Raw genomic sequence first — 15,638 nt, forward strand, 5'->3', positions numbered from 1 at the left:
CTAAACTTAGTTAGGCTGAGCGCGGGTACTTCCCGCGCTCTAGTTCTAATTGCCCGGAGGGATTACCTTGAGTAGAAAACGATTTGTAATCTTTCTCTTTTCTTTAGCCATTCTTGCAATATTCAACGCCTTTTCCTTATGGAGCGTGTATCTGCTTTTTGCAGACGGGAATTTTGGCCTTATGGTTACGATGATTGTGCTAACCTTGTTGATCGATATTATTGCACTGAATCCAAAGGGGTATCCTTACAGGTACATGATTCCCGCGATGATCCTGCTGTTCATTCTTACGCTTTACCCAATGTATTACACGTTCAGAACTGCCTTCACAAACTACGGTACCGGCCATTTATTCACTAGGCAGCAATCTATACAGAAGCTTCTCAGTGACTACTTCTACATTCCTGAAAGCCCCGAGGAGTTCGAGTTTTCAATCTTCATTGAGCTTGATGACTACAAGCCGACTGATAGGTTCATAACTCTTCTGAAGTCCAAAGAAACCGGTGCTCTATTTGCAGCGCCCCGTCCTCAGCCAGTAACGAAAGATGCCGAAGGAAATATCACTCTTGCAACTGCCAAGATGGTTCAGGTATCGGGCGACAGTTTTTCCACGGGCGGAGTCAGCTACACACTCTCTATATCACCAGACGATAAGATTCTTGCAATCAGGGCAACCTCCGGTGAACGTTTCATCTATTTTTACTCTCCTCAGGATGACTCGACGAGGCCGAATGCACCCTTCTATTTCAGTGAGATAAGAGGCATTTGGCTTCGGAACGCCGAGTTTACTGACAGCGAAGGAAATCAAGTGAGGCTGTTCCCTAACTCACTTTACACAACCTTTGCCACAACTGAGAGGAAGTATGCGTTGAGAACGGAAACTACCTTCGATGCGGGAAGGGCCGTACAGGAGACGGTAGTTTACAACCGTCAGACAAACAGGACTCTCGTTGAAGAGGGCGGCTTCTTCTACGATATCGACGAGAACGGAAATGAGTTCGCCGTAGAGGGTTACATATCGGATGTGGGTTTCTGGAATTTCGTGAGAATGTTCAGGGATCCAAAGATCAGCGGACCTTTCTTCCAGGTATTCGGCTGGACATTTGCCTGGGCTGGTCTTAGCGTTCTTTTTTCCTTCACTATTGGATTGGCTCTTGCCATCACGCTCAATGACAAGAGACTTAAGGGAAAGAAGATATATCGAACTCTGCTCATTATTCCATGGGCGGTTCCCGCATTCATATCTGCTCTAGTCTGGCGAAATGGTTTCTTCAACGAGACCTATGGTGTATTGAACCGATTCATTATCCAGGGACTCTTCGGCCTTGAACCAATAAAGTGGTTGAATGATGCCTTCTGGGCAAAGGTTTCGGTCTTGCTTGTCAATACATGGCTTGGATTTCCTTACATGATGACCGTCAGTCTGGGGGCTCTTCAAAGCATACCGGAAGAGTTCTATGAGGCCTCTTCAATAGATGGAGCCACGAAATTTCAGAGATTCAGAAAGATCACTTTTCCCCTTCTGATGGTTACCGTTGCTCCTTTACTCGTCGGAAGCTTCGCCTTCAACTTCAACAACTTCACCGGCATCTATCTAGTAACCCAGGGTGGGCCTGCAATCGTGGGAGCTTCAACGCCGGCGGGGGCTACGGATATTCTGATTTCGTATACGTTCAAACTCGCGTTTGAGGGGAGAGGCCAAGACTTTGGTTTCGCGAGCGCCATATCGATACTAATATTCATCATCGTCGCAGGTTTCAGCTGGATAAACTTCAAACTTTCCGGCTCCTTTGAAGAGGTGAGTAGATAATGGCCGTTGAGAGAAGAAAATACTGGATCAGACATTTAATTCTTATTGTCGTTGTTGTTGTAGTTCTTTTCCCGATGGTCTGGCTTGTGAGCACTTCTGTTAGGAGAGATCAGGCAGCCTTTTCATCTAATCTTTTTTCAAGCAGGATTACCTTTCAGCACTACAGAAATCTTCTTTTTCCAGAGAGGAGTGTGGGAAGACTGATTCTTGATCTGCAAAGCGCCACATATGCCACTGGTGAATACAGAGGAAGAAGTCAGGAGGACCTCAAGAAGACTGTAGAGAGATATCTTGTTAAGTTTGAGGATCTCATGGATGAAAGCGAAGAGATGGTCGCTTCCATCGAGAACGGAACCTCAGCCATAGAAAAAGAGCTGAAAGAAAAAGAGAGTTTGATCATTCGTGAGATGAACGAGGTGAGACTGCGCGATAAAGCACTGTTTGAAGAGAGATTGCAGGAGATAGGTGAACTAAGCGAAGTGAAGATGGCCTACGCCGTCGGCGAACTCCTTGAGACAACTGCCCCTTCGCTCGAAGGAGTCTATCCCTTCTACATCGATTTGTTAGGTGAAAGAGCGGATCCCATAGTGATATCTTTGGAGACGTACAGGAAGCTATACGAAGATGTCTTTCTCTATAGGGACGAGACGCTCGGCGCAATAAAAGAACTGGAGTTCGAGAACAAAGACGAAGTTGTCAGATCTCTTGAGTCGATAGAGAATTACATATCACTCTCTTCAATCGATTACTCGGAATGGCGAAGAGTAGAGTGGCTCAGGGTAATTAACAGATATTTGCGAGATGTGGAATCGACGATGCCCCAGGCAGAACAGGATGCGCTGAACTCAGTAAGAACGAAGCTCTACGACTCCTTTAGGGCGGCAGGAGATGCCTGGGAAGAAGTCGAAGCTGCAGCCGAAAAAGTCTCCCAAGACCTGTCTTTACTTGCTGAAGAGGCTTTTGGTCCAGAGTATTATGAGTATGTCTCCGCGATCGAGGAACTTGGCGTTGTAGAAGCAGATAAAGAGGCGGTAGAAAAGGCACTGGCGACTTCTGAATCTGCATTGGCGGAGCTGGAAGATTCGTTTGAGGTCGCGCTTCCCACAATACTTTCCGAAAAGAGCAAGCTTTCGGCCTTGATTCCCCCTTTGCAGATTGTGATTTCAAAAGGAGTCGAAGAGTACACGGCTGTTTCAGAAGCCAGGCTTAAGAGTTCACTCGATGAGGTCGACTCAGCAAGAAAGACCATCGGTCTTCTCCAACAGCAGCTCGCGGAGATGCAGAATGTTCAGGAGCTGTCTTCTAGTCTTTCAGAGCTTTTGGGAGAAATGGCCTGGTTTTCCGATAACAAAGAGGCCCTTGCCAATGCCTCGGGAAACTCTGAGGTGTCAAAGGGGATTGATGTAATAAACATCGCTATTTCAAATCTTTCCAGGATTCTTCCCGTTCTCGAGACAAGCATTTCTGAGTACGTCGAAGTTTCGGAAAACACGACCTCTTTGAGGAAAGAACTGAAATCTCTTGAGGAGAGGAGTGAAATACTCGGCAGCAGAATTGCTGAGCTCAAAGAAGAGGCCGATAGAGCAGAGGCTGAATACTTGATGGCGCTTGAATCCATAAGAATAAAATCTACCCTGGCTCTGGTTGAAGAGGAAATTGCCTCTCTTGAAGATGGAAGGGCTTATGTCTCAAAGACGACGGATATTCTCGATACGTACTTTGGGATAAGGGCTTCGAATCGTTATAGAACACTTGGTTGGTACGATGACTTCGACAGAGCGAACAGAGAAGCGCGGGATGGAACGGCTTTGTTGAACCAGTTAATTTCAACCATGAGAGATATGAAAGAAGAACTGAGTTCAAAGGTGAACCATTATATCGACCTTAGATTTTTAGGTACGACTGTGACGTTAGACGACTTCGGAACGATGCAGGAGACCTATAATTCGCTCTTTCAGCAGGTCAATGCGAGGTACCAACGTGCTTCCAGGCTAATATCAGACTTGATAGAGAAACCAGCCTCTTACTCGGCATCTTACGATGGAGAATTGAGGGAGATCGACAAAGCGCTTTTCAGGGCTAATCAGATATGGGTACAGAAGGAGAGCACCTACTTCTATTTCGTGAGGTGGCTTCTGAATTCGGTGATTGTTGCCCTTTCCGTTTCTTTGATAAGTGTCGCCGTCGCCGCTCTTGCGGCCTATCCTTTCAGCAGGATGAGGTTCCGTGGGAGGAAACAGGGCCTTCTAGGGTTGCTCTTAATTCAGATGTTCCCGACGATAATGTTCATGGTCGCATTGTACGCTCTTCTTCAGTTCATTGGGGGCTTGATTCCATTTCTGGGGCTCAACACGCTTGGCGGCCTGATCTTCGCGTATTCCGGTGGGATAGCTTTCAATATCTGGCTCATCAAAGGTTACTACGATACCATCTCGAATTCTCTGGAAGAGGCTGCCATGATAGATGGAGCAACGAAGTTCCAGGCCTTCACAAAGGTGATCCTGCCCCTTGCAAGACCAATTCTTGCTGTAGTTGCAATACTTACATTCATGAGTATCTTCAACGAGTACCTGATCGCCAGAATACTGCTGCAGGATATGAACAAGTGGACATACGCAGTTGGTCTCTGGCAGTTTTCTGGAAGATTCGAAACAAGCTGGGGTCCATTTACGGCTGCTGCACTGATTGGCGCGGTTCCCATGGTAATTTTCTTCCTCGTTCTTCAGGATTACATCGTAGGTGGTCTTACTCAGGGCGGAGTTAAGGAGTAAAAACTGCTTTTTCGATTGTTATTTCATAGATTTCTCAAGGTTATCGCTCTTTCGGAGCCCACCCGCTATATCGAGCGGGGCGGGCTCTTTTGAGAATCAGTTTTTTCGAAAGTTTGTTCAGAGAGGTTTTCTTTTTTTGTTCGTAGAACAAGTGGTCGTATATAATTTCATTGAGCCGACATTGATGAACAGCATTGACAAATTGTGATGGTTGGTAAGGAGTGGGGAGTGTAGATCGTTCCGTACCGGAGTTGTCTACCCTCGATAGAAAGGAGTTTCAATGGAGCTGAACTTTCCTCGATACGACGGGAGTTCGATAGTCAATTTCTCAGCCGCAATTCTGGAACATTTTGACGCCGACATTCCTCAGGGCGTCAAAGCATACTCTTTGAAGGATAATGGGCTCAGCCTTGAGGGAATAGACAAAGTAGTAGTCTTTATTATTGACGCGGTGGGATACTACAATCTAATTAAGGTACTGGAGAAGAAAAGCTTCAAATATTTCGACCAGAAAGATATACGAATTTTAACCTCCGTCTTTCCTTCCACAACTGCCACAGCACTTACATCGATATTCACTGCAACACCACCCGGAGAACACGGAGTACTGGGCTATCTTCTGAATGTCCCGGAATACGGTGGACTGGTCAACATGATTGAGCTAGCCCCGTACACCCAAGACCGAGATAACCTGACCAGACTTGGATTCGATCCCCTAAAGTACAATCCCAACCCCACGATCTTCGAATTGCTCAAAGAAGTCGGAGTAAGAGGTTACCATCTCACTTCGAAAAGCTTTGTCAACACAGGTCTCACGAGGATGCATTCGCGGGGCGGCATAGCCCGGGGTGTTCACGGCCTCGGCGATATGTTTGAGGAGCTGAGAACGGCCCTTTTCTCGGAAGAGGCTGCCAGTGTCACGCTGGTTTACTGGGGATTAATAGATACTTACGGCCACAGGTACGGACCGAACTCCCTATCTTACACATCTGAAACTGCAACGGTTATTTCAGCAATTGAAGAGTTTTTCGAAGATATAGCCGAACGCAATACGGCTTTCTTCATTACCGCTGATCACGGCCAAATAGAGACTCCCTGGGAACAAGAAATATGGTGGTCGAAATTCGATGATCTCTTCGAAGAGATGTACTCAATGCCCGGTGGTGAGCAAAGGATGTCATATATCTACTCATATGACGGCGAGAAAACGAAAAGGAAAATGGAGAGACAGTTTGGTGATGCACTTGAGATTATTGAACCGTCGGGACTGGATGAGATAAAGCTCTTTGGAAAACCTCTCAACAGTGTCTTCAGAAAGAGGAGGGGTGAATTGATAACGGTTTCCAAGGGGAACTCTTCTCTATGCTTCAAATATACTGGGCAGGAACACTCTCTCAAGGGAAGACATGGGGGATTAACAAAGGAGGAGATGTACGTCCCGCTGATCCTCCTGAGAAAACCCTAAGACTCTTTCTCGTTACTTCGCTTCTCCCAGTTGATTTCGGCTATTGATTTCTGCAGATATATCGGCGCAAGATCCGAACAGCTAACTTGATTACCCGAAGCATACGTGTCCAGAACTATCTCCCTCATTGAAGAGGGATCGTAATTCTTCACCAGGCTACATCTGAAGTCTTCAAATTCCGGATCGATCTCGCCGTCGAAGAAAAGCTCCATAGTCGACAGCTCGATTTTCGATTTGATCATGCCTGTATTGCTGAAACCAGTGTTACCAACAGGCAATCCCCCTTTGTACTCCCTCCAGTAGTAATGGTCTTCCCTTGCTTTTCTCAAAATCAGATATCTGTCACTATCAACTGTTTTGGCTAGCACATCCAAGGAATTGAATGGTACGGCTGGAATACCGTGAGGAAATGCGAGACCCTTTGCCGTCGAGATTCCCACCCTCAAACCTGTGAGAGAACCGGGCCCTATTCCGACTCCGACAAATTCCAGTTCGGACACATCGATCTTGAGATTCTCAATGGCTTGTCTCATTATTACGGCTAGCATAGAACCGTATCTATCAATGTCACGGCATCTGATATCCATCTCTGCCGCGTTGCTGACGGCAGAAAGGAGAAGCGTTCTTGACGATGTATCGAAACAGATGTATTTCATAACTTGCCTCAACTGAGATCCTTGAAGCCTTCGCCGAAGACTTCAGAGTTATTCACCACTACCACAAAGGCCCGCCTGTCGGTAGTCTTGACAATGTGCCGCAACTGTCCGATTTCTCTCCGCCTTATCGAAACCATGAGAACCGGTCTATCCTCTCCGGAGAAACCTCCTGTAGCTTTGATTATTGTCGTTCCGCGTTCCATTTCGTTGATCACTTTCTCTTTAATCGCTTCACTCTCTTTGCTAATGACGAATGCCGTTCTAGTGTTTCCAATGCCTTCAATTATCCCGTCTATAGTCTTACTGGTTGTAAAGATGGTGATGATCCCGTACATGGCAGCTATCGGTCCGAAAACCACAACCGCTAGAAGTGTGATAAGTGAATCGCTTATCAGCAAACCGGTACCGGTGCTGAACCCCACGTACTTAGAGAGAATCATTGCAACAATGTCGGTACCACCTGTAGAAGCACCGCGCCACAAGACTAGCCCCATTCCAGCCCCGGCGATTACCCCGCCGTAGATTGCTACGAGCAGGAATCCATCTTGAGTCGAAGAAGCATCAAACACGGGAAAACTCAGTTTCTGCAGCAGATCGACGCTCAATGACATCAGAACGGCCGAGTAGATCGACTTCATCCCAAAACCCACACCCAGAGTGACGAAGGCCAGCAGAAAGAGAACGATGTTGTAAACAAACATCTGGGCTCCCACCCATAGGCCGAAAACTCTGTAAACGATTATTGCCAGGCCGCTCACCCCGCCAGCAATAATGTTATTCGGGACCATAAAGGAAACTATAGACATGGCCGTCAGTATTGAACCGACCGTTATCAGGAAATAATCTATAAAGGTCTTCCTATTCACTTCACTCTACGACCCTCGAATTCTTTAACTTTGCAATCTGCTCAAGAAGTCTCTTCTCCTTGCTTGAAGGCTTGCTTATATTTACTCTGACCGTCACAAGAAGGTCACCTCGTTTTCCGCCAGACACGCTGGGAACACCGAGATTTTTCATTCTGAAGACGGTATTAGGATTCGTCCCCGCCGGGATTCTAAGTATCTCCGTTCCCCCTTCGGGAAGTGAAATCTCCAAAGTAGTTCCAAGTGCAGCCTCAACGTAATCTATCTCCTTGCTCACATAGAGGTCGTTTCCGCTTCGCCTGAACTCCGAAGGCATTTCAACCCTTACACTTACATATAGATCGCCATATGGGCCGCCGTTCTGTCCAGCGTTCCCGTGACCGCCGATTCTCAGAGTAGCGCCGTTCTCTACGCCTGCGGGAATCGTCACGCTTACCTGGTGCCTTTCTTTTTCATAACCTCTTCCGCCGCACACACTACAGCGCTTGTCGATTATTCTTCCAGAACCACTGCATGTGTTGCAGACATGGGTATTGCTGAACATCCCAAAGAAAGATCTATGTTCCTCTTTGACGTAACCGGTTCCGTTACAGGTTGGACAGGTTTTGAAACTTGTGCCGCCTTCAGCACCGGTTCCTTTGCAGCTCTGGCAGACCTTGTTTCTGTCGTATTCCAGTATTACCTTCTTTCCAAGAATCACATCTTTCAAATCGATCACAACAGAAGCATGAATGTCCTCTCCCCTTACAGCTCTTGGCCCTTGTGTTTTGGAGCTGCCTCCAGACCTGCTTCCTCCGAAAAACACATCGAACACATCCTGGAAATCACCAAAGACATCGTCGAAGCTTCCTCCGGTACTTCCCGGCGTTCTTCCCGAACCTCGAGGATTTGCAGCGGCGTCACCGACATAACCAAAGCGATCGAACATGGCCCTCTTTTCCTTGTCGGAGAGGACTTCGTAAGCCTCCTGTATTTCCTTGAATTTTGCTTCGGCATCCTTCTTGTTGCTACCTTTGTAAGCATCGGGATGCCACTCCTTGACAAGTCTCCTGTATGCCTTCCTTATGTCATCGTCAGAGGCATTTCTGGAGACTCCAAGAATCTCATAATAGTCTTTTCTAGATTGAGCCATCTACATCACCACCGAAGGCTCTCATTAAGACTCGGAAGAGTCGTTTACTGCAACAACCACTCTAGCAGGCTTGAGAACCTTGCCATTCAAATTGTATCCTCGTTCTATGACATCATATACGGCCATGTCCGGAACATCATTTGAAGAAATCGTTCCCTCTACTTCGTGAGAAAAGGGATCAAAGGGCTTGCCTACCTCAGGCATAATCATTGAAAGCCCCTCATCAAACATAAGCCGTTCAACCGACTTGTGGATTAGCTTTATGCCAGAAATAAGACTCTTCTTCGAATTGTCGGGGTTTTCCAGCGCGCGGCTCAAATCGTCATAGATCTCTATCAGTCGAATAATAATCTTCTCTCTGTATCTCCTTATGCTTTCCTCCGATTCACGAACCAGAGCATTTCTGTAATTTATAAATTCCGCTCTGAGCCGTGCGTTTTCGTCCTTCAGGTTTTTGATCTCATCTCTCAGAGCTTTTAATTCGTCTATTTCAGATGTCTCGGATTTGTCATGGACTTCACTATCATTCATAGCTTTTTCTCTCACTTCACTTCCCTCACGGACTTTTTCGCCAGTCGCTGCTCCAGCGGTATTTTCAAGTTTATCAGATTCATCAAGTCTAGCAGCATTTCGTTCTTCTTTGACCCCTTCCTCATTATCGATACTTTCCGGATTCTTCTTGTTCTTTTCATCTATCATTTTGCATTCCTCCTATCTATTCGAAAAAACTTCTGATAATCTATTGATCGAGAAGCTCAAGTACGCGTTTATTTTTTCATAGTAGGTCAACTTTGGTGAAATGACGAAGATATTTCCAATCTTTTCGTCTTTTCTCGTATAGGGAGAGACAAATAGAGCGAAATTCTTGAGTTCCTCTCTGCCCACTTCTTCACCTATGAAGACCATGTTTTCGTCAACGTCACCGAAGGAGCTCAGTAGCATCTCAAGATTTTTCGGATTCTCCACGGATCTTACCAAACCCGATACATCGGACGAATCAAGGTGTTCATTTGCAATGATGAACTCAAGGCCGTATCTGTAGTACTTCTCTTCATTTTCCTTATCGAAAATGCTCTGCAAAAAGCTAATAATATCCTGAAGTCTCTTATCGTGCCATTCGTCATATCTAAGTTCGACGTTCTTGATTCCATTTCTGATTTCACCAATGGTCTTTCCCACAACGGCCAGATTCACATACCTTTGGAAATTATCGATATCGAATTCGGCCGGGCCAACAAAAACTGTTGTATTGACGCTTACACCAAGGTCCGTGACTATCGAAACGTTAAGATAGCCCTTGGTAATCCTTGAAATCGAAACGCTGTTAACTACAAGTTTATCTAACTTACTTAGGCTTTTCGATGACGACAAAGCCCGATACAGCTCGTGCAAGAATCCTCGTCATTCCCTGCAACAGATGCTCGATATCTCCGACAAAGCTGGTGCGCCTTATTGCAATAGCCACATTACTCTCCTGAAGGTCTTCAGTAATAGTCTTGACTGAATCAAGATAAAATCTGAACCCCTTATCTGTCAAAACTCTACCTGACGAAGTATGTGGCTGGTAGATATATCCAAGAAACTCCAGTTTTCGCATGTCATTTCTTACCGTAGCAGAACTAAACTTGAGATTAGAGTGCTCCAAAACCTGCTTAGAACTAACAGGTTTTCCAGAAGAGATGTATTCTCTTGAGATGCAGTAAAGCACTCTTATCTGCCTCGGGTTAAGTTCTGGACCACCCGTACGTCTTCTAGACACTTAGCACTCCCTCCTATAGACTGCTAATAAATGTTACCATATGCCGCCTCTGTTGTCAACTTCAGAGACCGATGATACAATCTTTAAGAGCGAAAGGGGTGTGATCAATGAGGTTATCTCAGGTCATAGAACTCCTCGGCAACAGTGTTCTTCAGGTGGTGAATCCCGGAAATGTCGATCCTGAATTCGATCATATTGAGAGTGATTCCAGGGGTCTAAAGGAGAGAAACCTCTTTATATGCATTAAGGGTACAAATTTCGATTCACACCTAATTGCGAGGGAACTTCAAAGAAAGGGAGCAGTCGCTTTGGTCGCGGAAATGCCCATTGAAGACGAGGAAGTGGTAGTTCCTATCGTTTACGTCAAAAGTTCTCGTCTAGTAGAGGCATTGCTTACCATGGAGGAATACTGTCATCCCTACAGGAAGCTTACCACTATCGGTGTAACAGGCACAAACGGGAAGACTACGATCACAACTCTTATCTATCATGTTTTATCATCATTTGAGAGGAAGGCATCTCTTATCGGTACCGTGAGAAATGTTGTGGGAGAAAACATATATACCAATCCTAAGAACACCACGCCCGGACCGGTCGAGCTTGCAAAGCTTCTTCAACTTTCTACGAAACTGAAAAGCGAGTACTTCATTATGGAAGTCTCGTCACATTCTCTCTCGATGAACAGGGTTGAGGGAATGAGGTTCGATGTAGGAATAATCAGCAACGTCACCAGAGACCATCTGGACTTTCACCCTACCTTCGATGACTATTACAGATCGAAGATGAAACTCTTCTCTTTATTGAAGACCAACGGAATAGCTGTTGTAAATGGTGACAAGATAAATATCGCGGATATCCACATTTCTAGAAACAGAATCACGACCTATGGTTTTGGCGATGAATCGGATTACAGAATCGAGAATCTCGATATCTCAAGAACGGGCATGGATTTCACTATACAAACGCCGTACGGGTCTTCACATAGGATCTACTCTAGATTGATCGGAGAACACAACGCTTACAATATAGCAGCAGCTGTTGCCGCACTCAATTCACTGAATTACGACCTGGACCACATAGCCAAAGCTATCTCATCCTTCGGAGGTGTTCCGGGTAGATTCGAGTTTGTTGAAGAGGCTACGAAGTACGGCTTTGACGTAGTTGTAGACTTCGCCCATACTCCAGATGCGTTGGAAAAACTTTTGAAGACGGCAAGAAGACTCACTCCAGGCAGGTTGATTCTGGTTTTTGGCGCAGGAGGATCTGCCGATAAGGGAAAACGTCCTTTGATGTCTGAAGTCTCTTCAAAATACAGCGATGTAGTTATTCTCACTTCCGATGATCCAAAGCTGGACGATCCCGCAGAGATCCTTCAGGATCTCGAGAGCGGCGTCGATAAATTCAAACCTTATCTCGTTATTCCTGACAGAAGAGAGGCAATATCAGTTGCCCTTACGCTTGCCAATCGTCAGGACATGGTCTTGATAGCTGGGCGAGGCCATGAGGATTTCCAAATCCTTGGCGAAAAGAGAATTCCCTTTAATGATAAACAGGTAGTAAAGGATATTCTGGAGAGCAAGTTCCGGAGGCATATAAAAAAGTGATATCCAAATCATCAGTTGAAGAATTCTTGCTTCAAACGGAAGACAGAAATATTGTCATCGATTCCAGAAAAGTTTCTGCCGGTGATGTCTTTATTGGGCTGAAAGGGGAAAAGGTCGATGGAAACGACTTTGTCGGAGAGGCGCTTTCCAAAGGGGCCTCTTTGGTATTTTCGGACAAGGCTTTCGACGACCAAAGAGTCTTGAGAGTAGACGACACAAATGAAATCCTTATAGAAGCAGCAAAGAGTATACTCTCGAAATCGAAACTTAGTAACAGGATAGGTATTACAGGTTCTAATGGAAAGACTACGACAAAAGAGATAAGCTCCTTTTTCCTCTCGAAACTTGGCAGAGTTTTTAAGACTGCAGGTAACCTCAATACAGAAATTGGATTGCCGTTATCTTTGCTGGAAAATAGGAGAGAGCTTTTTTCAGCTCAGTACGGTGTCTTTGAATTTGGGACGAGTACGAAGGGGGATATTGAAAAACTTGTCGGAATTGTCCAGCCCGACATCGCTGTTCTTCTCAATGTTGGAAGCGCTCACGTTGGAAATTTCAAAGACATCGACGAGTTATTGCAAGAGAAGCTATCCATATTCAAGTCGAAAAGGCTGTCCAGGGCGGTACTTGGAGGGTGTGATGAGAGACTGAGAGAGTTCTCGAAAGGGCTACCGGTGGAGGTCCTCCTATTTGGAAAAGAAGATGTTGATTTCTCAATAGTAGATTTCGCTTACGATAAAGGCGATACTATGCTTCATTTCTTTTGCGATGGGGACCGGTTTGTCAGACTCAGAGGCATATGGAGCTACGGTCAACTGCTGGATCTTGGCGCTGCCTATCTTGTGGCTCGTCTCGTCGGTGTTGAAGAACCTTCAGTATTTTTGAACGATTACAAGTTGCCCTTCAGTGACCGGTTTACCGTCAGTATTCTGAAGGGAATCACTGTGATAAGTGACTTCTACAACAGCAGCCTTGAATCATGGGAATCGGCGATCCTATCCATAGAAAAGCTTAGAAGCTCTCGAAAGATCGCTGTAGCCGGCTCTATTCTCGAACAGGGGAGAGAAGAAAAGAGAACTCACGAAAGGCTTGGTGAGTTGTTGTCAAAGTTTGATGAGACAGTTCTCTTTACGAGAGATATGGCGATAAACGCAGCTTCAAAGAACGTAAAGCCCGCGCTTGTGAGTGACAGCGAAGAGGAAATCGCTGCATGGCTCCACCGTAACGTAAGGAGTGGTGATCTCGTCTTCTTCAAAGCCTCGCGTGCGATAGCCCTTGAAGGGGTATACAAGTCGTTTATGGAGCTGATCGAAAGTGCATAGAGAAGTATTCACTTTCCTCCTGGCATTCCTTTTGTCTGTTCTAGCTATCGAGCCCTTAAAAAGATACCAGAAAAGGAGAAGGATAGGGCAATACATTCGCGAAGAAGGACCTGACCTCCATAACTATAAAACAGGTACCCCAACTGCAGCAGGAATTGTTTTTATTCCTATCGCCCTGGCAGTTGCATCAATCTTTGCCTTTAGAGCAGAGATCTTGATAGTTGTCATCGCTGGGATTCTTTTCGGCCTCATAGGACTTGTCGATGACATCTCGAAAATCGTGAAGAGAAATGCATCTGGACTGAGCGGAAAGAGAAAACTCGCCCTTCAGCTTGTCTCGGCTGCCTTCATCGTATTTTTAATTCAGCTTGTCAATCCTCATACACATATAGAGATACCCTTTCTCGGGAAAATCGGTCTCGGCTTCGCTTACTATCCGATTTCTGCTTTGATCATTGCCGGAATGAGCAACGCTGTAAATCTTACCGATGGCGTTGACGGATTGGCGGCCTCAGTGTACATATTTTCCTTGGCTCCTATGCTCGCTCTTCCCGTTTGGCAAAATGGTTTGATCGCTCCGATCAGCGGGGCTTTGGCTGGTTTTCTATGGTATAACTGGTTTCCCGCTTCTATATTTATGGGTGATACGGGATCGCTCTCGCTTGGAGGAATCATGGCCGTGATTTTTGCTTTAGACGGGAGAGAGGGTTTTCTCATATTTTTTGGTTTGATGTTCCTCGTGGAAATGTTCAGTGTAATCATTCAGGTATTCTCATTCAAGGTTTTTGGTCGGAGAGTGTTCAAGATGTCCCCAATACACCATCACTTTGAACTATCTAACTGGAAAGAAAGTAAAATTGCATTCAGGTTTTCATTGATCGCTTTCATCGGAGCAGTCTTCGGTCTGCTGTCCTGGTAGGTGAAAAAGTTGCTTGAAGGAAAAATCGGTCTTGTTGGATTCGGAGTTTCGAACGAGAAACTCCTTGAAAGATTGGTAAAAGATAGAGATTCCAAATCGCTTTTTGTTTCTGACACCGGTAAAATTAAAGAGGAAGGTAGGACGCTCCTCAAGAAGTTCGATATAGAATACGAGGAAGGGGGCCATACAGATCGTCTCTTTGACTGCGATGCCTTCATCGTATCCCCTGGAGTCTCGCCGTTTTCCGAAGTTGGAGAGAGAATTATCCATTCGGGGAAATACTACACGACCGAGCTTGAAGTATCCCTAGATGAGCTTTGGTCCAAGCCCAGAGGGACGGTGATCGGCGTCACGGGAACAAATGGTAAGTCAACAACCGTTACAATGCTCAGACACATTATTTCCGGAAAGAATCGAAAGGTCTTTCAGGGCGGAAACCTCGGTTACCCTCTCGCAGGTGTGGCAGAAGAGGTTTATGATTACTACGTGCTCGAAGTCAGTTCCTTCCAGCTGAAGTGGTTTGCGGAGGAACGAGTCCGCTTCCACTTGTCGGCCGTAATAAACCTTGGAGAAGACCATCTAGATTATCACAGAAGCATTGACGACTATTTCAAATCTAAACTGCGGTTGGCAAAGATGACCGAAGGTATTACTGTTGTTCCAAAGGCGGTAGCCGACTGTCAAAAAGAGCTTTTGAAAGGCTCTAAGCTCCGTCCGTTTGTAGCACTTGGGGAAGGATTTGACAGTTTTGACAGAGAACATTTGAGAGTGAGAGGCATTGAGTTCAGGACGTCAGATCTTCCGTTTACCGGTCTGCACAATTACGAAAATGTTCTGGTAGTGTTATTGATTTCGCAGCTTATAGGTCTGTCCGCCGAGGATGTATTTCAGGAACTGAAAAGCTATACCTTTCTCTCTCACAGATTGCAGCTTGTGCGAGAGCTAGAAGGAGTAAAATACTACGACGATTCAAAAGCAACTAATGCACATGCTGTCAGTGCAGCCTTAAGGAGCTTCGAGCCTTCAAAGACAATTCTTATTCTTGGTGGAAGGGAAAAGGACGAGACTTACTCGGAACTGATCGAACAACTCGGTCAACTTAAACACGTGGTCATGCTTGGGAGTTCAATGAAGATATTATCTGCTAAACTTCAGATGAGGGGAATACCGGTCTCTGGCGCGGCAAACATGGCCGACGCGGTAAAAATATGCAGGGGACTTGCCGCAAAGGGCGACAATGTTGTTCTCAGTCCGGCGGGATCCAGCTATGACCTTTATATCAATTATAGCGAGAGAGGAAACCACTTTAGAGAAATAGTAACGGCACTGGAGTGAGT

Annotated in this window: 13 protein-coding genes; 7 read left to right on the forward strand and 6 right to left on the reverse strand. The window is 45.7% G+C overall.

Features of this window, described 5'->3' with window-relative positions:
- The first annotated feature begins 67 nt into the window (after nucleotides 1–67).
- The 3 genes from THEBA_RS07470 (at nucleotide 68) to THEBA_RS07480 (ending at nucleotide 6,046) form a co-directional block, all read left to right on the forward strand.
- Nucleotides 68–1,810, forward strand: coding sequence for an ABC transporter permease subunit (locus THEBA_RS07470; RefSeq protein ID WP_014731093.1), 1,743 nt, complete (start codon nucleotides 68–70; stop codon nucleotides 1,808–1,810).
- Nucleotides 1,810–4,581, forward strand: coding sequence for an ABC transporter permease subunit (locus tag THEBA_RS07475; RefSeq protein ID WP_014731094.1), 2,772 nt, complete (start codon nucleotides 1,810–1,812; stop codon nucleotides 4,579–4,581). Before THEBA_RS07470 ends, THEBA_RS07475 begins: the two co-directional genes overlap by 1 nt.
- Before the next feature lie 280 nt (nucleotides 4,582–4,861).
- Nucleotides 4,862–6,046 carry an alkaline phosphatase family protein gene (locus tag THEBA_RS07480; RefSeq protein ID WP_014731095.1) on the forward strand — a complete coding sequence of 395 codons (1,185 nt, stop codon included), beginning with the start codon at nucleotides 4,862–4,864 and terminating at the stop codon, nucleotides 6,044–6,046.
- Here THEBA_RS07480 and tsaB read toward each other — a convergent pair.
- From tsaB to THEBA_RS14680, 6 genes are read right to left on the reverse strand one after another with little or no spacing between them, the layout of a single operon-like run.
- Nucleotides 6,043–6,702, reverse strand: a complete 660-nt coding sequence (gene tsaB / locus THEBA_RS07485; protein ID WP_006487026.1) for a tRNA (adenosine(37)-N6)-threonylcarbamoyltransferase complex dimerization subunit type 1 TsaB — start codon at nucleotides 6,700–6,702, stop codon at nucleotides 6,043–6,045. The genes THEBA_RS07480 and tsaB overlap by 4 nt on opposite strands.
- A gap of 8 nt (nucleotides 6,703–6,710) precedes the next feature.
- The gene (locus tag THEBA_RS07490) at nucleotides 6,711–7,568 is read right to left on the reverse strand and encodes a YitT family protein (RefSeq protein ID WP_006487028.1); all 858 of its coding nucleotides are present in this window, start codon (nucleotides 7,566–7,568) and stop codon (nucleotides 6,711–6,713) included.
- A gap of 1 nt (nucleotide 7,569) precedes the next feature.
- Nucleotides 7,570–8,697 (reverse strand): molecular chaperone DnaJ, encoded by a 1,128-nt coding sequence (gene dnaJ / locus THEBA_RS07495; protein WP_014731096.1) that lies wholly within the window; start codon nucleotides 8,695–8,697, stop codon nucleotides 7,570–7,572.
- Nucleotides 8,698–8,721: 24 nt separating this feature from the next.
- Nucleotides 8,722–9,396 (reverse strand): nucleotide exchange factor GrpE, encoded by a 675-nt coding sequence (locus THEBA_RS07500; protein WP_014731097.1) that lies wholly within the window; start codon nucleotides 9,394–9,396, stop codon nucleotides 8,722–8,724.
- Between the two features lie 12 nt (nucleotides 9,397–9,408).
- Entirely contained in the window at nucleotides 9,409–10,068 is a 660-nt protein-coding gene (locus tag THEBA_RS14675) for a hypothetical protein (RefSeq protein WP_236609119.1), read from the reverse strand.
- The gene (locus THEBA_RS14680) at nucleotides 10,043–10,456 is read right to left on the reverse strand and encodes a hypothetical protein (protein ID WP_236609121.1); all 414 of its coding nucleotides are present in this window, start codon (nucleotides 10,454–10,456) and stop codon (nucleotides 10,043–10,045) included. Before THEBA_RS14680 ends, THEBA_RS14675 begins: the two co-directional genes overlap by 26 nt.
- A 107-nt stretch (nucleotides 10,457–10,563) precedes the next feature.
- On the opposite strand from THEBA_RS14680, the gene THEBA_RS07510 reads away from it, so the two are divergent.
- The 4 genes from THEBA_RS07510 to murD are packed head-to-tail and all read left to right on the forward strand — an operon-like array spanning nucleotide 10,564 to nucleotide 15,636.
- The gene (locus tag THEBA_RS07510; protein ID WP_014731098.1) at nucleotides 10,564–12,060 is read left to right on the forward strand and encodes a UDP-N-acetylmuramoyl-L-alanyl-D-glutamate--2,6-diaminopimelate ligase; all 1,497 of its coding nucleotides are present in this window, start codon (nucleotides 10,564–10,566) and stop codon (nucleotides 12,058–12,060) included.
- A complete protein-coding gene (locus THEBA_RS07515) occupies nucleotides 12,057–13,382 on the forward strand; it encodes a UDP-N-acetylmuramoyl-tripeptide--D-alanyl-D-alanine ligase (RefSeq protein ID WP_014731099.1) in 1,326 nt (441 codons plus the stop codon). Before THEBA_RS07510 ends, THEBA_RS07515 begins: the two co-directional genes overlap by 4 nt.
- Nucleotides 13,375–14,301: a phospho-N-acetylmuramoyl-pentapeptide-transferase gene (gene mraY / locus THEBA_RS07520; RefSeq protein ID WP_014731100.1), complete on the forward strand. Its 927-nt coding sequence runs from the start codon at nucleotides 13,375–13,377 to the stop codon at nucleotides 14,299–14,301. Before THEBA_RS07515 ends, mraY begins: the two co-directional genes overlap by 8 nt.
- Complete coding sequence (gene murD / locus THEBA_RS07525) at nucleotides 14,302–15,636, forward strand: UDP-N-acetylmuramoyl-L-alanine--D-glutamate ligase (protein ID WP_041928127.1); 1,335 nt, start codon at nucleotides 14,302–14,304, stop codon at nucleotides 15,634–15,636. It abuts the gene before it with no gap.
- The last annotated feature ends 2 nt before the right edge of the window (nucleotides 15,637–15,638 follow it).

Source organism: Mesotoga prima MesG1.Ag.4.2 (assembly GCF_000147715.2).
Lineage (GTDB): Bacteria > Thermotogota > Thermotogae > Petrotogales > Kosmotogaceae > Mesotoga > Mesotoga prima.

What these genes read in the sequence shown, in the direction of transcription:
- THEBA_RS07475 (WP_014731094.1), top strand. Translation starts at nt 1,810, where the DNA reads ATGGCCGTTGAGAGAAGAAAATACTGGATCAGACATTTAATTCTTATT.
- THEBA_RS07480 (WP_014731095.1), top strand. Translation starts at nt 4,862, where the DNA reads ATGGAGCTGAACTTTCCTCGATACGACGGGAGTTCGATAGTCAATTTC.
- tsaB (WP_006487026.1), bottom strand. Translation starts at nt 6,702, where the DNA reads ATGAAATACATCTGTTTCGATACATCGTCAAGAACGCTTCTCCTTTCT.
- dnaJ (WP_014731096.1), bottom strand. Translation starts at nt 8,697, where the DNA reads ATGGCTCAATCTAGAAAAGACTATTATGAGATTCTTGGAGTCTCCAGA.
- THEBA_RS07500 (WP_014731097.1), bottom strand. Translation starts at nt 9,396, where the DNA reads ATGATAGATGAAAAGAACAAGAAGAATCCGGAAAGTATCGATAATGAG.
- THEBA_RS07510 (WP_014731098.1), top strand. Translation starts at nt 10,564, where the DNA reads ATGAGGTTATCTCAGGTCATAGAACTCCTCGGCAACAGTGTTCTTCAG.